The organism is Fischerella sp., from assembly GCF_013388695.1.
Lineage (GTDB): Bacteria > Cyanobacteriota > Cyanobacteriia > Cyanobacteriales > Nostocaceae > PCC9605.
In genome coordinates this window covers 1-21,085 of the sequence record NZ_JACAEU010000144.1, presented here as the reverse complement: position 1 = coordinate 21,085, position 21,085 = coordinate 1, and the positions used below count along the sequence as shown (strand labels likewise).

Annotated in this window: 9 protein-coding genes and 1 pseudogene; 2 read left to right on the top strand and 8 right to left on the bottom strand. The window is 38.9% G+C overall.

All coding sequences use genetic code 11. The features are described 5' to 3' along the window. Positions 1-153 precede the first annotated feature (153 nt). The 7 genes from HXY43_RS19515 to HXY43_RS19485 form a co-directional block, all read right to left on the bottom strand. Positions 154-3,471, bottom strand: a complete 3,318-nt coding sequence (locus HXY43_RS19515; RefSeq protein ID WP_290886323.1) for an amino acid adenylation domain-containing protein — start codon at positions 3,469-3,471, stop codon at positions 154-156. A gap of 156 nt (positions 3,472-3,627) precedes the next feature. Next, positions 3,628-11,022: a non-ribosomal peptide synthetase gene (locus HXY43_RS19510; RefSeq protein ID WP_290886320.1), complete on the bottom strand. Its 7,395-nt coding sequence runs from the start codon at positions 11,020-11,022 to the stop codon at positions 3,628-3,630. Then, positions 11,019-11,312 carry an acyl carrier protein gene (locus HXY43_RS19505; protein ID WP_290886317.1) on the bottom strand — a complete coding sequence of 98 codons (294 nt, stop codon included), beginning with the start codon at positions 11,310-11,312 and terminating at the stop codon, positions 11,019-11,021. Before HXY43_RS19505 ends, HXY43_RS19510 begins: the two co-directional genes overlap by 4 nt. A 48-nt stretch (positions 11,313-11,360) precedes the next feature. Continuing rightward, positions 11,361-11,903 carry an FcoT family thioesterase gene (locus tag HXY43_RS19500; protein ID WP_290886314.1) on the bottom strand — a complete coding sequence of 181 codons (543 nt, stop codon included), beginning with the start codon at positions 11,901-11,903 and terminating at the stop codon, positions 11,361-11,363. A 150-nt stretch (positions 11,904-12,053) separates the two neighbouring features. Beyond that, the gene (locus HXY43_RS19495; RefSeq protein WP_290886311.1) at positions 12,054-12,932 is read right to left on the bottom strand and encodes a TauD/TfdA family dioxygenase; all 879 of its coding nucleotides are present in this window, start codon (positions 12,930-12,932) and stop codon (positions 12,054-12,056) included. A gap of 208 nt (positions 12,933-13,140) precedes the next feature. Beyond that, on the bottom strand, positions 13,141-14,391 hold the full coding sequence (locus tag HXY43_RS19490; protein WP_290886307.1) for an MFS transporter: 1,251 nt from the start codon (positions 14,389-14,391) through the stop codon (positions 13,141-13,143). Positions 14,392-14,483: 92 nt separating this feature from the next. Next, complete coding sequence (locus tag HXY43_RS19485) at positions 14,484-16,067, bottom strand: fatty acid--CoA ligase (protein ID WP_290886305.1); 1,584 nt, start codon at positions 16,065-16,067, stop codon at positions 14,484-14,486. 908 nt (positions 16,068-16,975) lie between these two features. On the opposite strand from HXY43_RS19485, the gene HXY43_RS19480 reads away from it, so the two are divergent. Further along, positions 16,976-19,528: a TonB-dependent receptor gene (locus tag HXY43_RS19480; protein ID WP_290886303.1), complete on the top strand. Its 2,553-nt coding sequence runs from the start codon at positions 16,976-16,978 to the stop codon at positions 19,526-19,528. Positions 19,529-19,656: 128 nt separating this feature from the next. After that, the gene (locus HXY43_RS19475; RefSeq protein ID WP_290886301.1) at positions 19,657-20,835 is read left to right on the top strand and encodes an MFS transporter; all 1,179 of its coding nucleotides are present in this window, start codon (positions 19,657-19,659) and stop codon (positions 20,833-20,835) included. Between the two features lie 65 nt (positions 20,836-20,900). On the opposite strand, the pseudogene HXY43_RS19470 reads toward HXY43_RS19475, so the two are convergent. Then, positions 20,901-21,044, bottom strand: a pseudogene (locus tag HXY43_RS19470) (IS4 family transposase); the annotation flags it as partial. Positions 21,045-21,085 lie beyond the last annotated feature (41 nt).

Here is a 21,085-nt window from a genome sequence, read left to right as displayed (position 1 = left end):
AATACCATATAATTGCTGGTATCGCTTGTACCCGAAAACTAATCGATGGGCGCTGTGTTGCCCAACTACACAAGCGAGGACAACAGCTTCGCCTGAGGGGTTTGAAGTTTCCCGTCTATTTAGAGAACTAGCACTTAGTCAAGGAATTGACATTCAAGTTTCCAGGTGCAAGATCTGAGCTAATTCGGCTACCGTTGGATAGTGAAAAAGTGTACTGAGAGGTATATTTGTCTGAAAATTATGATTGATTTTTGAGATTAATTGTAGTGCTAAAAATGAGTGTCCGCCTAATGCAAAGAAGTTGTCATGGATGCTGATTTGCGGAAGTTGAAATAATTCCGTCCAAGTTGTAATTAATAGTTCTTCTACTTGGTTACGAGGCGGAGTAAAAGTTTGTGTTAATTCTGGTTGCGTACCTTCAGGAATAGGTAGCGCCTGACGATCCACTTTACCATTTGCTGTGAGCGGGAAATATGCTAACAACACAAAAGTAGAGGGGGTCATGTATGCTGGTAATTTGGTTTGGAGAAAAGAACGTATTTCTTGAGTGGTGATGTTTGACTCTGGTTGTGGAACAATGTAAGCGATTAGTTGTTGTGTTTTTGGGATTGTTGTAACGACAACTTCTTTAACGGTGGGATGCTGTTTTAATATTGCTTCAATTTCACCAAGTTCAATGCGATAACCATTGATTTTGACTTGAAAATCTTCTCTTCCTAAAAATTCAATATTCCCGTCGGGTAAATAACGTCCCAAGTCACCTGTTTTATATAATTTTTCTTTGGTAACTGGATGAGTAATGAAACTAGCATTTGTCTTTTCTTCATCTTGCCAATAACCTTTTGCTAATCCCATTCCCCCAATATATAATTCTCCTGTCACCCAAACAGGACATTTTTTCAGAGATATATTTAACACATAAATATATTGATTTTTAAGTGGTTTGCCGTAGGGAATACTTTTCCAGTTGGGGTCAACTTGGGTAATTGGATAATAAATTGACCAGATGGAGGCTTCCGTTGCTCCTCCTAAACTAATGATTTCGGCTTGTGGAGATAATGCTTGGATCTGAGTTGGTAAATTCAGGGGTATCCAATCACCACTCAATAAAACTAATCTGAGAGTATTAAATGTAACTTGAGGATGATTTAAATTATACTCAATTAACATCTGCATGAAAGCGGGAACTGAGTTCCAAATTGTGATTTGGTGTTTGGTAATTAATTCACTCCAATGAGATGGATCTTTACTGTTTGCAGCATCAGGAATGACTATTGTTCCTCCTGCTGCTAAGATGCCGAAGATGTCGTAAACTGAGAGGTCGAAGCTGAGAGCAGAAATAGCTAAGATGCGATCGCCTGAATTGATCCGAAAGCGTTCGTTAATATCTAAAATCGTGTTGACTGCACTTTCATGAGTAATCATCACACCTTTGGGTGTTCCTGTAGAACCAGAGGTGTAGATGATATAGGCTAAGTCTGTGGGTTTTGAGATTTGCTGGTATGGCTGGTGAGATGGTGAAGGTTGTAATGAATCTATACACAAAGTCGGGATGTTCTCTGGATATTCCAGACTATGAACAAGGCAAGTTTCAGTCAGTACCAGTTTGACTTGTGCTTGTTGTAAACAATACCATATACGTTCCTGTGGTAATCCTGGATCGATGGGGACATAGATACCACCAGCAACAAGGATAGCCAAAGCAGCGACAACCTGTTTCCAATCTTTTTCCATAATAATGGCGATCGCTACCTGAGAACGATCGCCTAATTGTTGTGCTAATTCAGTGACGCGATCGCTTAACTCTTGATAGGTGAGAATGCGATCGCTGCTAATGATGGCTTGTTGTTGTGGACGCTGAGATACTTGTTCAAAAAATAAAGTGTGGAGTAAAGCTGTTTGTGGGATTGGTGGATGAGGATGAATTGGGATTGATGGTAATAATTCTATGGGTTCTGTCCACAATTCATTTTCTTGGGCTAAACGCTCCAGCAAATTGCAGTAAACTGTAAACATTTCATCCAACATCCCAGTAGGGAAAAGTGCTTCTACTGCATCCCAATTAAAAATTAAGCTACCATTGTGTTCTGCAACTTGATGTTCTAAAGAAACTTGCGGGGTTTGGCTAATACCGTACACCACCTCTCCCAAAAAGTTATATTCTAAATCTCCCTGAGCAAAATTACCCAAACCTAAAACACTACTAAATACTATAGGCATAGCTGCGGTCAATTCTGTTTGCTTTTGACTGAGCAATTTCCGCAGTACTTCTACTCCACTAATATAAATATGATCTAAATCTTGGAGTAATTGTTGTTGGATTTTTAGAGCTAGATTTGTAAATGTATTTGGGGACGAATTGTCTATTGCTAAAAGATTTGTATTAGTAAAATCGCCAATAATTTGATTAATTTGGGGATGGAGGGGTAGACGTTCCAGGACAGTTAAATTGAGGGTAAAGTGAGGATTTTTACTCCACAAAGTTAAAATTTCTGCAAAAGCGGTTAGCAAGATGATAGAAGGAGTTAAACCAGCTTTTTGACCCCGATGTTTTAATTTTTGCCATATATGGGGTTCTAGTTTTCCAGCATAGCGTTTGAATGTATACTCTTTTAATTCACTAGGAAAACAAGCTAGGGGTAGTTCTGGTGCTGGTGGGAGAGTATCTAAACGATTGAACCAATAAGTTTGCGATCGCTTGACTAATTCTGAGTCTTGGAGAGAATTTTTGGTAATGACGTAATCTCGAAATGATAGTTCTAATGGTGGTAATGATAATTCGGAATTTTGATAAAATTGATGCCATTCGTGAAATAAAATCCGAATACTTGCAGCATCTATCAGCAATAAATCCATGCTCAGATGCAGCCTAATTTGTTGTTGATTTAAATAAGTGGCTCGAATATCAAACCAAGGCCATTGGTGTGCAGGTAAGTTTTTTTGAGATAATTTTTCGCGGATTGCTGTTAATTCAGTTTCAATTTGTGGAGGTTCTAATTCTCGCAAGTCTAGGATGGTAATTTGATAATCGGGAACCTTTTCTAAGATTTGTTGCTCTCCTGTGGGTAGTACTATCGCCCTTAGCATATCATGACGTTGAATGAGTTTTTGCCAAGCTGTTGTCAGGCGCGATATGTCTAAGTTATTAGTTGCAAATTCTATGTAAACATGATTGCTGACATGGCTTAATTCAAATACTTGATTGCGTCCCAACCAGTGCGCTTGTTGGATGTCGGTGAGGGGAAATGCTTGGTGACGTTGCTGAGGATTTGGTTTGATGATTGGTAGGGAGGTTGTTTTGATGTTATTGAGATTTAGAAGTTTGATCAGTTCTGGTTTATGTTCTTTGAGGGAATCGCGTAGTTCTGGTGTTAATGTTCCTTTTGGTGCTTCGATGTTTAATAGGTCATTTTCTAGCCAGAGTTTGATTCCTCGTTTTTCGAGTTCGGTTAAAAGTTGGTTTTTGTTCATAATTTGGCGTTGCTAATTAATAGTATGAATTTTGTTTCGCGCAAAGGCGCAAAGACGCAAAGAAAAATCACGTATTTCGGGTTGAAGGCGCAAAAGTTTTGAATAAAATTATTTGTTTGCTCTTTATAGATGGCGCATATTCATACACAACTTGGATTAGATTTGGATGATTTCTTTATCGTCGTCTTGTTCTGTGGTTAGGGGTTTTTGTGTGATTTTAGCAATAATTAATTGCTCGTCAATCGCTAATGCTAGTTGTTGAATATTTGTGGTTTCCACTAATAATTGACGCATGGGAATATTGACTTGGAGTTGAGTTTTTAAGTGATTTTTAAACTGCACGAGTTTGAGTGAGTCTATTCCTAATTCAAAGAAGTTATTCTGTATTCCCACTGCTTCGATTTGCAGCAGTTGTTGGACGAATTCGGCGATTGTTTTTTCGGTTTGGGTTTGCGGAGGGACTAAAGTTGCTGATTTGGCTGTTGCAAAATTGGGGGTTGGTAAAGCTTTTCTATCTATTTTTCCGTTGGGAGTTAGGGGTAAGGTGTCAATAAAAATATATTCAGCAGGTATCATGTATTGTGGAAGTTTCTGCTGTAGATATTCTCGAAATTGGGTAGTATTTGATTTGGCAGTTTGAGGATTTTTAAGGATTGACCATTGCTGAGAATCTGTTGGATCTATTTTTCCACCAACAAAGTTATACAGGAGAATTTGATTGGTTTCTAGTTGAAATAAGTCTTGAATTTGGGTAAATTCTAAATAACCAAGGGGACAAAGACCAATTTCTTGGGTTGGTGCGCTGTTCATGAGTAGTTGTCCGATGTGTCCTGCTTCTAAAAGACAGAAGTCTCTGGCGAGTTCTCCATACATCGGTGCGATCGCACTTAGTTTCCCAATCAAATATATCGCAAAAGCGGATTGTTCAAAAAGTGGTTTATTTTCAAGGTAAATGCTGCTGTCTATTGCGTTGGTGCTGTGGAGTAAGATTAAATTGTGGTCGCTGGGATGATAATAATATATTCCTGCTGGTAGGGTTTCGATGGAGTTAGGTTTGATGAATAAGTAAGTTTGTACGGGATAAAGACTTCCAGCAGAAGGATAGCGATATTTGGGGAGGGGATAATCACCAAATTGCATTTGCTGGAGACAGTTGAGAAATTTGCTAAATTGTTCTAGGGATATTTTTTGGGTTAGAAATTGTCTGTGACTTTGGCGTTGGAGATAAGTTGTTGGCTCAAGTTCAGATTTGGGTAAGTGAATAGTAATTGGTGATGATTCTGATTTGCGGATTCCTGGTTGTTGGAGTTTAAATTCGATGCGTTCTCCAGCATCGGTTAATACTCCTGGTTGTTGAGTTGGTTGGTAAGCTTCTCCTAAATTGGGAGTTGGTGTATCGCTCACAATATAAGCAACTAATTGTTGTGTTTGTTCGACTGTGGTGACTACTGCTTGTTTGACGGTGGGATGCTGTTTTAATGTGGCTTCGATTTCACCGAGTTCAATTCTATAACCGTTGATTTTGACTTGAAAATCTTCTCTTCCTAAAAATTCTATATTCCCGTCGGGTAAATAACGTCCCAAGTCGCCTGTTTTATACAATTTTTCTTTGGTAACTGGATGAGTAATAAAGCTGGCGTTTGTTTTTTCTGCGTCTTTCCAGTAACCTTTTGCTAAACCAATACCGCTAATATATAGTTGTCCTGTCACCCAAACAGGAGTTTGCTGCAAATTATGATTTAATACATATACTTGTTGATTATCGAGTGGTTTACCGTAGGGAATACTTTTCCAGGTAGAATCAACTTGGGTAATTGGATAGTAAATTGACCAAATGGAAGCTTCTGTTGCTCCTCCCAAACTCACTACTTGGATATTTGACCACAATTTTTGAATTTGATTTGGTAAATTCAGAGGTAGCCAATCTCCACTCAACAAAGCTAAACGTAGAGATGATGGTTGTTGTGGTTGGTTGGCGAGATATTCTACCAACATTTGCATCAAAGCTGGAACTGAATTCCACAGGGTAATTTGTTGAGATACGATTAACTCTAACCAGTGTGCGGGATCTTTAATTTTATCTGCTGAGGGAATAACTATCGTTCCTCCCGCCGCTAACATACCGAAGATGTCGTAAACTGAAAGGTCGAAGTTTAATGCTGATAAAGCTAAAATGCGATCGCCTGATTTAATTCCAAAGCGTCGGTTAATATCCAAAATCGTATTCACCGCACCCCGATGATCAATCATCACGCCTTTGGGTAAACCCGTAGAACCGGAAGTGTAGATAATATAAGCTAAAGCTGATGGATCTTGAGGGTGTAGAGGTGTAGGGGTGTAAGGGTGTAGGGGTGTGAGAGAATCAATGTCAATACGAGTCAGATTTTCTGAGCATTCTAAAGAATTATCTAACCAAGATTGAGTCAGAACAATTTTTGCTTCGCTTTGTTCGAGTAAGTATGCTTGTCGTTCTGCTGGTAATTCGGAATCGATGGGGAGATAAGCCGCACCGGCGATTAAAATTCCTAGTACAGCGACAACTTGCTCCCAACCTTTTTCCATGATAATGGCGATCGCATTGTCGCTACTTGCTCCCAATTCTCGCAGTTGAGATGCCAATTGTATAGCGCGTTGGTATAATTCCTGATAAGTTAGGGTACGCTCTGGAGTAATGACTGCTGGAGAATCAGCTTGAATTTGCACTTGCTTGATAAACAAACTGTGCAAAGTTTCCTCAGAAATGGGTGCGGTGGGATAATTTGCAATTGTAGGTTGTGGTAATTCTCCCTGACTTTCACTCCAAATGGTATCTGAGGTAATTAATCGTTGAAGCAAATCGCAGTAAGCAGCAAACATTTCATCCAGCAAACCTGTGGGAAAAAGTTCTTCCACCGCATCCCAATTAAATATTAAAGTTCCGTTTTGCTCTCTGATTTGATTATCTAACCAAACTTGCGGGGTTTGACTGATACTATAAACAATCTCCCCTAACTGACTTAATATTGATGTATCCTGACCGAGTGATTCTAAACCTAGAGTACTAGTAAATACCACCGGCATAAATTGGTAACTTTGACGTTGACGGCTAAGTTCCCGCTGTACTTGCAAACCACTGATATAACCGTGATCTAAATCTTGCCACAGTTGTTGTTGTAATTGTTGAGCGTGGTTGCTAAAGCTTTGAGGAATTGAGAAATCAACTTCTAAAAGTGTCAAAGAGGTGAAGTCTCCGACAATTTCATTTACTTGGGGATGTAAAGGTAAACGCTTAAATAATGTGAGATTAATCGTAAACTTGGGATTTCTGCTCCATTGACTGAGGATTTCTGCAAAAGCAGCTAACAAAACTCCCGAAGGAGTTAAGTTAAATTGCTGTGCGCGATGTTGTAATTTGCGCCATTGTTCTGGAGACAGTTGAGAACTGCGACGTTGAAATCGAGGATTAGCAATTTGATTGGGATTTTTTGCTAAAGGTAATTCTGGTGCTGGTGGTAAGCTATCTAATCGATTAAACCAATATTCTTGAGAACGTTGATATTGGGGTGTATTTTTTAAAGTTGATTCCCCCAGCACATAATCACGGAAGGAAAGTTCTAAGGGTGGTAATACAAACTCAGAATTATTATATAGATGTAACCACTCCCGCATCAGCAAAAACACACTCCAAGCATCAGCAATCAAAGCATCAAAACTGAGGTGGAGTCTGGTACGCTGTTCATCTATAGGTGTAGCTCTAATCCTAAATAAAGGCCATTGCTCCGCAGGTAAAACTTCATGGGACATCTGCTCACGCATCACCTCTAAATCTTGCAAATCTAAAACTTCGATTTCATAAGCCGGTACTGTTGAGAGAATTTGCTGTTGACCATCTGGTAAAATAACAGCACGCAGCATATCGTGACGCAAAATGAGTTGTTGCCAAGCTTGATTTAATCTTTTTAAATCTAAATAATGGCAATCTAATTCTAAATAACCATGAGCAGCAATATTTCCTAATTCAAAAGCTTCATTGCGTCCTAACCAATAAGCTTGTTGAATGTCAGTGAGGGGAAAAGGTTGATATAGCTGTTGTGGATTTGGGACAATTTTTGGTAAATTAACTGAAGATTCTGTGTTTGTGGAAGATGTCACTGCTGCACTCAATCCAGCCACTGTAGGAGATGCTAACAAAGAGCGTAGCGGTAACTCAATATTTAAGGTTTGTTGTAATCGCGCAATTACTTGAGTCGCAAGTAGGGAATGTCCCCCCAATTCAAAAAAGTTATCGTGAATGCCTACTTGTGTAAGTCCCAAAACAGCAGCGATAATATTAGCGATCGCTTCTTCCGTTGCTGTGCGCGGTGGAACAAACTCTATTTCTCGATTCTGTTCCAGATCTGGAATTGGTAAAGCACGCCGATCTACTTTACCGTTGGGTGTTAACGGTAAAGTTTCCAGGATGGCGATCGCACTGGGAATCATATAATCAGGTAACTTCTGTTTGAGAAAGTTACGCAATTCACTAATTGTTAATGACTGTTGCTGAGAAACAACATATGCAACTATAGATTTATTCTCGCTTTGCAGTTCTCGAACCATCACCACTGCTGCTTGGACTTGGGGATGACTACTCAAAACAGCTTCAATTTCCCCTAGTTCAATTCGGAAACCCCGAATCTTCACTTGATCGTCAATTCGACCGAGTAATTCAATATTACCGTCAGGAAGATAACGCGCTAAATCTCCCGTTTTGTACAAGATAGGGGTGTGGGGGTAGAAGGGATTAGGGATAAATTTCTCTTTGGTTAAATCGTCCCGATTTAAATAACCTTGAGCTAAACCAGCACCACCAATATATAATTCACCCGCAACCCCAATGGGAACTAATTGCAGATACCGATCTAAAATATAAACTTGCGTGTTCGCAAATGGACGACCAATAGGAACTAGTGATTTACCAGACAAATTATCAGAGGTTATAGATCCCCGACTTCTTAAAGAAGTCGGGGATCTATCCTCCCACTCCCCAGTCCCCAATTCAAAATATGTGCTATCAATACACGCTTCCGTTACCCCATAGGAATTAATCAAACGTGTCTGTTCACCACAAAAACGCTGAAATTCTTGATATTCTTGCACATACAAACTATCTGAACCGACTACCAACAATTTCATAAAATGGAGATTTTGCTGAGTTCTTTGCAAATACTCAACTAAGTTTCTCAACACAGCTGGAACAAACTCCGCACTATCAATCTTCTCCACCAACATCAGTTTATACAGCTTTTCTGGTTCTAACAGCCACTCACGCGGACATAAAACCAACTTAGCACCACTACAAAGAGCGCGAATTATATCTCCTGAAAACACATCAAAAGCAAAACTCGCCATTTGCAAATGACTAGTCAAAGACTGGAGTTGATAAGCTTTTTCCCAAGCATGAAATGCACTTACCAAACTACGATGAGCGATCGCCACTCCCTTAGATTTGCCTGTAGAACCTGATGTGTAAATCACGTAGGCTAAATTTTGGAATGTAGTATTAATGACTAAATTTTCTTCACTTTCCTGAGAAATATCTTGCCAATCTTGATCTAAACAAACTACAGTTAAATCCTCTATTGGTAAACTCGTGACTAATTTTTGTTGCGTCACCAATATCGATACTTGAGAATCACGCAGCATAAAACTCAAGCGTTCTTGGGGATATGCAGGATCTAAAGGTAGATAAGCTCCACCTGCTTTGAGAACTCCCAATAATGCAACAATCATTTCTAGGGAACGTTCCACACAAATTCCCACCAGCTGATTTTCACCTATTCCCAAAGAACGCAGGTAGTGTGCTAGTTGATTGGCTTTGCTGTTTAATTGTTGATACGTTAATTGTAGAGACGTTTCATGAAACGTCTCTACATTTGGAAATACCACCGCAACCGCGTTTGGTTGCTGCTTCACACAGTTCTCAAACAACTGATGAATAACTCTATCTTGGGGATACTCGACTTGGTTGTTGTTCCACTTCCACAACAAATGATTTGCTTCAGCTTCCGTTAGCAGAGGTAAAGAAGCAATTTGTTGTTGGGGATTAGCAATAATCCCTGCGAGTAAAGTTTGAAAATGACTCGCTATCCTGCTAATTGTCGTAGCATCAAATAAATCGCTGTTGTATCTGAAAATACCAATTAATGATTCAGTCGTCTCCATCATATCGAACACTAAATCATTCTGTCCTTCTTGCTGGGGAATCACAAAAGGTTCTAAAGTTAACCCGCCCCAATTTTCTCTAATTTTAGTTTTATCAGATACAGACAATTCATAATCTTGAGCAATTTCACTGAGTTTCAACAAATTAAAAGAAACGCGAAACAAACCAGGAAGACTCGGATCGCGGTTGAGTTGCGATCGCTCAATTAGTAAAGTAGAGGGATAATCTTGATGGGCGATCGCATCTAATACAGTTTGACGGACTTGAGTTAAAAGCTGAGAAAATGTGGGATTACCAGCCAAATTTACGCGCAAAGCCAGCATATTCACGAAAAAACCTACAGTTTCCGCAAATTGCGGCTGACTTCTCCCCTCAATAGGCGCACCGACAATGATATCTTCCTGACCAGACAAGCGGTAAAGCAACACTTGAAAGGCTGTTAACAAAGTCATATAAAGAGTCGCGCCTTGAGCTTTCGCCATTTCTCGTAGCTGAAAAGTCAACTCTTGATTTAACTCAAAAGTATGGGAAGCTCCCCGATAGCTTTGAATAGGTGGTCGCGGTCGATCTGTTGGTAATTTTAAAATGGGTAACTCACCCGCTAATTGTTCGCGCCAGTAATTCCATAATTCATCGCCCACAGAACTTGCTAAAATATTTCTTTGCCACTGTACAAAGTCTTGATATTGGTACTTAATAGCAGGTAAAGATATAACTCGACCTGTATTTTCTGCTTCGTAGAGTAAACGCAACTCATCAAAAATAATTCCCAGGGAAAAACCATCAATCACAATATGATGTATGGTTAGTAATATTACATAATTATCTTCACAACAAGTAAATAAATTTACTCGCAATAAATTACCTTTTTCCAAATCAAAGGGACGCTGATATGCTGCTATGACTTGGCTTATCAACTCATCTTCATTCCAAGCTGAAGCGTCAATATTTTCAAAATTAACTTCTTGGTATTCATGAACCTGTTGAAAAGGTTCGCCATCCTTTTGTGCAAATGTTGTGCGGAGAGTTGGATGACGATTTACTAACTGCTGAAAAGCTCGTTGTAAAGCCGGAATATTTAAATGAGAGCGGATGCGAGCTGTAAAAGCCACATTATAAGCTGCACTAGTGGGTGCAAGTTTATACAAAAACCATAAACCTTGCTGACCATGAGTCAGGGGATAGGATTTAGAACTATGAAAACCTTGGCGCAGCAAATCAATAATTTCTGTTTTATGCTGCTTAATTTGATTTAAAACAGTGGAAGTTAATCCTTCTTTGCGACCGCGATAACGTAGTTTATCATCTTCAACCCACAATTCTATATTCTGTTGCGAGAGTTGTGTGAGAAACTCAACTAAATTCATAATTCTCCTTCCAACCACTCATCGTCATCTTCTATTGTTGATTTAGCATTTGCACTCAATTCATCGACTAATATTGCCAAACTTGCAACATTAGTATCCTCTAAAAACTTTACTGCTGGAACATCTACTTCCAACTCTTTTCTAAACTTATTTCTCAGTTTGACAGCAATTAATGAATCAAGTCCCAAATAATTTAAAGACATTTCCACATCCAAATCAGAGGACTCTATCCCAATTACCTTAGCTATTTCCTCTTGAATATAAGTTGTAAAAAATGCAATCTTTGACATACTATTCCAGCAAAATAAACTCTCTCTTTGCGCCTTTGCGTGAAAAATCTATCCCGGAGAATTTACAATCACCAACTTCACACTACCACTGCAATTACCACCTTGATCATCCCAATAACGACAGTTAGTAACTATATACATCATCCCAGACCTAATCCGAATATTAGTAAACTCAATTTCACCCCAAAACTGAGAAGACTGCATAGCACGCCGAAAGGAACTTTCAAAATTCACAATATAAATATCTGGTAATTGTTTATTCCAATAATCTGCCATAGTCCACGACTGAAATGATGCTATCAGTCTTTCTTTCACAGATTTAGCTATGACATAATACATCATTTGGTTGTAGCAAATATTAAACTCCACTGAATTAAAATGACCAGTGTCATCGATATAGCATGATTCTGGAATCGAAAATTCACATCGTCCGATTACACGTCCCCCATGCTGAGGATCGCCATCTTTAATTACTTCAGCAGATTTAAGATATTGACAATTAGCTTTATAAGGTTTGAGGACTTGTGTTAGTAAGATATCATCATTATTGAGGTGGATGCTTTGTTGACTGGAATCTGGAAATTTTAACATGATATTTTATCTTAGTTAAATGACTGTTTTGGTGGGTGATGATTGAGGATGTGGATTTAAATCACGCAGAGTCGCAGAGAGTTATAGTGAGAAGAAAAAGTTAATTTTTGAATTTCAAAGTCAGGAAGTTTTTTGGTGAGATTTGTGAAACTATAATTGATAAAATGGATAGCTATCGTGCAGGGTTAATCGAAATGTGACGGCTGGTTCGGAATTTGCAGCATAGTGAGCGCAATGGACTAAAGAGCGATTATCCCAAATCCGCACATCTCCTAATTCAAATTCATGATGTTCGATTAATGGATATTGAAAAGTTTTGTCTAACTGACCGGAATGAGTCAACAACTTTTGGAGAATATTTATATCTCGCGGTTTTCCCTCTAAATCATCTATGCGATAGGTAAACCCTTCGCTAATGTAGAGAATGGTTTCTCCTGTAACGGGATGGGTGAAGGTCGTTGGATGCTTTACAGGAGGAGTGACTCGTTCAATCTCGTCCAATATTTCCGAAATCGGACGATAAACATCTTCAGGACGAATTTTAAAAAAACGTCTGACACTGTGATAACAACTCGACTGATTGGCGATCGCTTTCAGATCATCTGGTAAACTCTGGTATACTTTGGACATATTAATAAAGTAAGTGCCACGCTCTTTACTAGGAAGGATTCGAGGATATACCATTGAAAATGCAAATGGCCTCGGCATAAACGCATAATCAGCGTGCCAAAACTTCCCAGTCTTCGGAACTCCAACTTGCTGACCATTCTCAGAAACATTAGAGGAAACAAAAATCTCTTCCCTTTCTGGATGGTGATACATCGGTTGATAGTATTTTTCTACCTCCCCAAGACGATACCCAAAATCACAATACTCATCAGGCGATAAATCTTGCTCCTTGAGTACAACAATTTTGTATTCATATATCAGTTGCTTCACATCCTCAATATCTACATCTGAAGCAGTTTTATGATTAAAGTCATAAACAGCAACTCCCATTCGCTGATTGTCTTGATATTGAACTTTCATAGTTTTCTCACTCGCTATATGATTTTTATTTAACTGGACTTACGCATGGGTCACGGAATAACGAACCACAGAGGACGCAGAGGACACAGAGAAATGAGAGTTTGAGAGATTTTTTGCGTAAGTCCTATTTAATTTTGGCGAAGCTAGGTAACTTTCCTATTACCCGTTTTTAACGGATAAATTAATAAATAAAACCAGATTTATCTAGTTAACTAATCTTACGTACTGATGAATTTGCTGCCAAAGAAAGACTTGTAATCAACATAATGCTACCTGCAACAGTAAACATAATTGTCAGATTTAAATTCACTAAAATACCAGCTAAAGCAAAAGAAACAGGAGCAACACCAAAAGCAGAAAACATTCCCAAACTCATCACTCTTCCTAACATTTCAGGTTGGGTTTGTTTCTGAATCCAAGTAATTCCTACAACAGTAAAAATACAACTGCAAAATCCCAGCACTGCAATTGTCATACTAGCTAGTCCTATATTGCCAATAAAGCCAAGTAAAAATAAACCAAAGCCTTGAACACTCGCAATAGTTAACAATAAAACTCCGATGTTGGGAAGGTTTGGCACAAATTGAGGTGTGAGTGTTCCTATTAACCCACCACCCCCCCAAGCTGATTGCATGATTCCTAAAGCCACTGCACCACCTGGAAAGCGACTATGAGCTAGTGAAGTCATCCCAACTTGTAATGGCCCAATAAATAGAAAATTGAGAATTACCATTACCAGCAAAAAGATTCTCAAAGGCTGATTGCGCCATGCGTAGTCAAATCCCTCACGCATACCAGCAATCAAACTCATAGTTTTTTTAGTAGAAGCAGAATTTTGATTTAATTCCCCATGTAATCCTTTTGCTGTTGTTCCCTTCATCAGCAAAAGTGTGATAGTTGTGATGACGAAAGTTATCCCATCAATGACAAATGCTATTTCAATCCCCGCAGTTGCAATCAGCAAACCACCCAAAGCCGGCCCAATCAGCAAAATCAGTTGGGAAGTTCCTTGGCTTAAAGTATTACTTGCTATTAACTGTTCTTTTGATACCAGACTGGGGATAATTGATTTAGATGCAGGTATAAACAAGCCATCAAATATGCCAAAGCTCGCAGCAAAAAAGTAAATATGCCATAGTTGAGTCATTTTCAGCGCAACGATTGTTGCAAATAAAACGACTAGTAAACCACGCAAAGCATTAGCAACAAACATCACTAATCGCGGTGAAAAGCGATCGCTCACCACACCACCAAATAGCATCAAAACAGCACGGGGAATTGCTGCACTCATTAACACTGTACCCAACGTGATCCCAGAGTTAGTTAACTGTATTGTTAACCAAGGCAATGCAACGATATAAAACTGGTCGCCAAGAAGCGAAACGGTTTCACCGATGTACAAAAGTAAGAAGTTGCGTACAGTTAGCGGTTTCCACAGAGGAACTTGAGAATTAGTCATTGGTCATTTCTTCCCCTGCTCCGCGCTCCTCTGCGTAAACCTCAGCGTGACTTTGCGTTTAAAAATAAACCCAAACATTTGGGAGACTCCCTTTAATTCACACGACGTTCATACCCTTGCCAATATTTCTCTCGAATCTTAGCCTTTTGCAATTTACCACTAGGCGTTCTGGGCAAAGATTCAGTAAACTCAACGCTTCTCGGTAACTTAAAATCAGCAATTTTACCCCGGACAAAATTAATAATATCTAATGCGGTTGCTTTCATACCTGTTTTTAAAACCACAATTGCTTTGATTGCTTCTCCAAAATCTTTATCTGGAACACCAATTACTGCTACCTCTCTGATGGCTGGATGTTCGTATAAAATATTTTCAATTTCTGCTGGATAGACATTTTCGCCACCATAAAGAATCATGTCTTTAAAGCGATCGCAAATATAAATGTAACCTTCTTCATCAAAGTAACCAGCATCACCAGTATGAATCCAGCCATCTACTAAGGTTTTTGCTGTAGCTTCTGGTAATTTCCAATAACCAATCATATTTGCAGGAGATTTGATACAAACTTCACCCACTTCAAAGCAAGATAGTTCTTTACCTTCACTGTTGATGATGGCTACCGATACGCCAGGAAAGGGTTTACCCGCAGCTTTGAGGATGTTTTTATTTCCAGATGTATGGTCTTTTGCAGGTAAAGAGACGGCACAATTGCCAGTTTCGGTCATTCCATATATTTGCACAAAATTACAATTAAATGTGGCGATCGCATTTTTCAATGATGATTCAGCTATGGGGGAACCCCCATAAATAACGTATTCTAGTGATGAAAAATCTGTGTTTTGGCATAATGGCTCGTTCAACAAAACTTGAATCATGGCTGGAACCATAAATGTCTTAGTAATGCGGTACTTTTCAATCGCTTGGAGAACCTCATCACCGATAAAATTTTCTAAGACAATATTTTCGGCTCCGGCTGCTAAACCACGAATCGCCCACCATAGACTACCGATATGGAATAACGATAAAGTCAGCAAACTTTTATCAGTTGCGTTCCAATCGATCCAAGTTTGATTTCGTTGAGCAAATTCTTTGGCGATCGCAAAAAAACTGTAATGTCCTAGTTGGACACCTTTAGGTCGTCCAGTAGTGCCGCTAGTATACATTTGTACGGCTACATCATTGGCTTCAACAGCGACATTTGGTGGATCGTCACTATGTTCCTGAGACCAGATATCATAACTCAGACAATCGCCGTCAATTTTGTCTAAGGTAATAATGGTTTTCACATCATCAATCTCATTTCTAATCGATGCTACTAACTGATAAAATTCCGCTCCTACAAACAGAATTTCCACATTAGCATCCCTGAGAATATAGCTGACTTCAGCAGCAGCCAAACGCCAATTAATCGGTACAAAAACAGCTTTTATTTTGCAACAAGCAAATAAAACTTCATAACTTTTAAGTGAATCTTTAGCTAAAAGTGCTACTCGCGCACCTGGTTGAATTCCTTGGGCTAAAAGTGAATTTGCGACTTGATTGCTTCGCCGATCTAATTGTGAATAAGTAAGTGATTTATCCTTAAATATTAATGCCTTAGTGTCTGTAAATTGACGTGCTTGCACGCGCGGTAAATCTGCCAACGTTGTTATTTCACTGTTATATATCATCGACATTTCTCAGAAAAATTGCTCAGGTTCTTTTGTGCAGTTGTAACAAGCGATGTGAAGCTATTACTAGCAGCTGCATAAAGTGAAGATGTTGCTTGGTTTTATCCAACAACTTAACTAAGTTACATAAAACGGCTGAAAAATTTTCTATGCTATCAAAATTTATTACATTATTTTATTTTGCTACACTTTGTAACACCTATCTTTGTGGTTAATTTTCATCAATTAATTTGAAATACATGGAAAGTTCTTTTAAATAAGCATTAAAGCTTAAGCTAATACAGATTTTAGAGTGTTGTCAATCTAAAATATTTTGATCTCAATGAGTATGAAATACTACATATGAGCTTTTGCTATTTGACTTTTTTTATGCAAATTAATTAGAAGTCAAAAAATATACTCTTATTATGTATTAGCTTATAAATATGTTTACAAGCTTTGATAGATACACAAAATAAAACATAGTCTCAAGTAGTACTATTTATTCTTGGTATATTTACTGATAATTAATTTTATATATTTTTATTTTAGTATAGAAGAATTTTGATACTTGACAATAAGTCAAATTAATCTTAAATGCTTGTTTGTTAAGAGTTTTGAAAGCACATCAACCAACTGGTCTTTACTATAAGAATAATTAATCAATAAGTAAATTAAGAAAAATTATGATGATTAGGGTTTGAGATCTTTATGGTAGAAAACAAGACAAAAAATATAACTCCAACTCCTTGCACCGCCACACCCATCTTCAAGCTAGAACGCGATCTACGAAGTTTGACAGTTTGTCATTTGACACTTTTACCACAAAGCCAAACAATTTAGCACATAAACGCTTTAGTCGATGTGCTACTAATAGCTTAAATTTTGTCAAATTTTATTGACAATTTGAGATTATTTTTTGGTGTGAGGATTAAATGAGGAAACTGTATCTACTGGGAAATTTTGGACTAGCTGTCATACTTGCCATACTTATAAATCAACAAGCTTTAGCTGTAACAAAAGAAGATCATCAAATTCCCCAACTTTCAGATATTCAGCTTCCTCATACAAGTGTTAAGGAGTGGCTAGCTCAACAAGAGCAGTCTACTCTTTTAGTAACAGGGATAAAGTTGAATCAGACGGCTAATGGATTAGAAGTTATTTTAGAAACATCTGCATCTGACAAGCTGCAAGTCACAACTAAAATAGAAGGTAATAGATTTCTTGCAAATATTCCTAATGTACAACTGCGTTTAGCAAGTGGTAATACCTTCCGTCAAGAAAAGCCAGTTGCGGGAATTACGGAAGTATTGGCGGTAAATCAGGATGCAAATAGTATCCAAATCACCGTAGTAGGAACAACACAGGCTCCAAAAGTCGAACTATTTGACAGCGATGAAGGTTTAGTTTTAGGGGTGACACCAACAACACTTGAGACTCAACCATCAGCCGATAGCCAAAAACCTAATGAACCAGATATTGAACTGCTCGTAACCGCACAGAAACGCTCAGAAGACGCACAGAATGTACCACTGAGTCTGACAGTGATTCCTCAACAAGAACTCGAAGATGCTCAAATTAATTCTTTCACTGATATCGCCAACAACACACCCAACTTTAGCTTTTTTCCGACATCTTCTGGCGCTGCGGAATTTAACTACTACAGTATGCGAGGTTTGAGCAACTTTAACTTTCTCGCTAGCCAAGATAGTGTCGCCTTTTATATCGATGATGTGCCGTTTGATTACGGTGGCTTTTTGGACTTGGGTTTGATTGATTTACAACGAGTAGAAGTACTGCGAGGGCCACAAAGTACGCTCTATGGTAGAAGCAGTCCAGGTGGGGTAGTGAATGTCATTTCCCGTCAGCCAACGGATTCCCCGGAAATGCTATTTTCAGCTAGTTATGGCAACTATAATAGCCGGGAAGTGCAACTATCACTTAGCAATGCGGTGATTCCTGACAAACTTGGGTTTCGCTTTGCTGGAGTTTACAGTGGACGAGATGGTTTGGTAGATAATGTGTTTCTTGATCGCACAGTTGGAGAGCGATCGCAACTAGTCGGACGAGCACAAGTCTTGTGGACACCGACACCAGAATGGAACGTCTCATTTAACACTTACGCTAACTATACCGATAGTGGCAATCCTACCTTTGTCCCCCGCAACAGTGAAGATCCCTTTAAAAGTGAGCAAACAGTTGATGGTCATGCGCGAGTTAGTAATGATACCCAAGCTTTAAAAGTTAACTATGACGGTACAGATTTCCAATTTACCTCAATTACAGCACGGCGCTTTACTAATCAAGATAACTTTTTAGGAGATAACGTCCCTCGGCGCGACTTTCTGCGGCAGATTATCGGTATAAATTCTACAGTCTGGTCACAGGAAATCCGGTTTCAGTCCCCAGAAAGTGCTGACCGTTTACGCTGGCTTTTAGGTGGATACTATGAATCTCGTGAATTTAATGCTAACAATGATACGCTTGAATACACAGAAACTGGAGCCGCAGCTTTTGGCTTATTTTCCCCAGGACGCGATCGCGTGATTGCAGAACAGTTTCGTAATACCTACGCGGTTTTCGGACAGCTAGATTATAAACCAATTGAACCTTTAACCCTATTTGCTGGTCTGCGCTATGAATCTTCTAATATCTCTCTAGATCGCCAGCGTGTCTTTGAAATTCCCAATGGCGGAGTCATCCCTAGCAGTCCCGAACTGCGGGGGGCTGATCAGAAAAGCGATGAATGGATTCCTCGATTTGGTTTGCAGTATCAATTCAACCCAAATTTAATGGCCTATGGCACAATCTCCAAAGGTTATCGACCAAGCGGATTCAACTACCGCGCCGACACCGAAGACACACGCCGATATGGAGAGGAAAAATCTTGGACTTACGAAATCGGTTTAAAGTCTTCCTGGCTGGACAATCGATTAACAGCAAATTTGTCGGTATTTCATACCAATGTCGATGGTTATCAAGTTTTACTAACTGATGACTTCGGGTTTTTCCGCAACGTCGCCAATGCTGATGTCAACATCACCGGAGTCGAATTTGAGCTTAAAGCCACTCCTGTACAAGGACTAGATTTAATTGGCTCGGTTGGCTATGTAGACAGTAGATTCCAAGATTATAGAAATCCATTTACTGGTGCGAATTTTAGTGACAATCGCGTTCCCCTCTCACCAGAATTTACCTACAATTTAGCAGCTCAATATCGTAGTCCTGGTGGAATTTTTGCTCGTTTAGAATTACGCGGTTACGGTACAAATTATTTTGATGATGCCAATCAAATTAAGCAAGATCCATTCGCATTAGTAAATGCTCGTATTGGTTACGAAGGGCCTAATTATGGCATTTATTTATATGCAAATAACTTGTTTGATACTCGCTATATTACTTCTGGATTCTTTTTCCCACCACCAAATGTGACGGCGGGATTTGGTGATCCGGTGACTTATGGTATACAATTCCGTGCCAATCTTTGAAACAAAACTTAATTCGTAGCGAATTGTCCTTAGAAATACTCTGCGTTCCTCTGCGCTGCCTCTGCGCCCCTCTGCCTTTAAAAACGCTACGATCTCGGTTTCAAAAAGGCGTTACCCTGCTCTATCTTATGCTTTATTATAAACTGATTTTGCTTGCTACTCTTTATACTTCTCAGTTTATTCCTACCACATTTTTTCTTCAAACATTACCTGTTTTTATGCGACAACAAAATATGTCGCTTGAGGGAATTGGATTTTTGGGTTTTTTAATCATTCCTTCCGGCTTAAAGTTTCTGTGGTCGCCATTAATTGACCGTTACCGTATAGGGAATTTAGGACATTATCGTGGTTGGATTATTTGTTTTCAATTGTTGTTAGCATCAATTATATTTTTCAGTGCTTTTATTGATATTCAAAATAACTTGATTAGCTTGCTCATTTGTATGTTTTTGGCGTGTTTGTTCTCTGCTAGCCAAGATATTGCTACTGATGCATTGGCGGTAAATTTGCTCGAACCTCAAGAACGAGGATTAGGTAATGCAATTCAAGCTGGGGGAAATTTTTTTGGGGCGATTATTGGCGGTGGTTGGGCGCTGATTCTGTTAGAAAAAGTGGGATGGCGATATAGTCTAATTGCAATGTCGGTTTTCATGCTGCTCAATTTAGTACCTACTTTGCTTTATAGAGAACAAGCGATCGCCAAGTCAAAAGTTAACAAATCTTATTTCCAAGCATTTATTCGCTTTTTCTCTCGCCCGAAAATGCTACCGTGGCTTTTCGTTGTTCTACTGTATATGGCGGGTGAAAGTATCACGACTACCATGATTCGTCCGCTTTTGGTAGATAAGGGTTTGTCTTTATCAGACATTGGCTGGTTATTGGGTGTAGTTAGCTACAGCGCCCGCATTGCTTTAGCCTTGGTTGCTGGAGTGATGATTACACGCTTGGGACGCAGGCGTTCTTTAATTTTGTTTGGACTTATAGCGGCTTTTACTGCACTCTTGTATATCTTACCAGCTATCGACGTTGCCAGTTTACCTGTGCTGTATGCGGTGTGTATTCTAGTCAGTGGCACTCAAAGTATGGCCTATACAGCCTTGCTTAGTGCCATGATGGATAAAAGCGATCGCGCAACTGCTGCTACTGATTATACTATTCAAGTTTCAGTCATGTTCTTAGGTGGAATTGCTGCCACTGTTCTCAGTGGAATTGTTGCTCAACAGACGGGTTACACTATCACATTTATCATCAGTGCAGTTGTGAATTTATTAAGTGTGTTTTTCATTATTAAGTTTATTGTCGATTAAGCTAATATTTATTCTCTTTTTTGAGTACGATCAATCTCCTATTTGCAATAAATAAAAACCGCTAAAATTGGAATAGGCAGAGAAGTAGCCAGGGTTTCTAAGCTAACTTTTTTAATGGATTGTAGAAGATTAATTAGAATTTGGAGCAACAGATATTCGCCAGAATTCAGATTAATTTGTAGGTGTGTTTGGTAGAATAGAGGCAACATTATCAATAAATAGGTCTTCTTGACAAAGGGAGACCTATTTT

Excerpts from the sequence above, each read along its gene's own strand:
- HXY43_RS19515 (WP_290886323.1), bottom strand. The coding sequence starts at position 3,471 with ATGAACAAAAACCAACTTTTAACCGAACTCGAAAAACGAGGAATCAAA.
- HXY43_RS19510 (WP_290886320.1), bottom strand. The coding sequence starts at position 11,022 with ATGAATTTAGTTGAGTTTCTCACACAACTCTCGCAACAGAATATAGAA.
- HXY43_RS19505 (WP_290886317.1), bottom strand. The coding sequence starts at position 11,312 with ATGTCAAAGATTGCATTTTTTACAACTTATATTCAAGAGGAAATAGCT.
- HXY43_RS19500 (WP_290886314.1), bottom strand. The coding sequence starts at position 11,903 with ATGTTAAAATTTCCAGATTCCAGTCAACAAAGCATCCACCTCAATAAT.
- HXY43_RS19495 (WP_290886311.1), bottom strand. The coding sequence starts at position 12,932 with ATGAAAGTTCAATATCAAGACAATCAGCGAATGGGAGTTGCTGTTTAT.
- HXY43_RS19490 (WP_290886307.1), bottom strand. The coding sequence starts at position 14,391 with ATGACTAATTCTCAAGTTCCTCTGTGGAAACCGCTAACTGTACGCAAC.
- HXY43_RS19485 (WP_290886305.1), bottom strand. The coding sequence starts at position 16,067 with ATGTCGATGATATATAACAGTGAAATAACAACGTTGGCAGATTTACCG.
- HXY43_RS19480 (WP_290886303.1), top strand. The coding sequence starts at position 16,976 with ATGAGGAAACTGTATCTACTGGGAAATTTTGGACTAGCTGTCATACTT.
- HXY43_RS19475 (WP_290886301.1), top strand. The coding sequence starts at position 19,657 with ATGCTTTATTATAAACTGATTTTGCTTGCTACTCTTTATACTTCTCAG.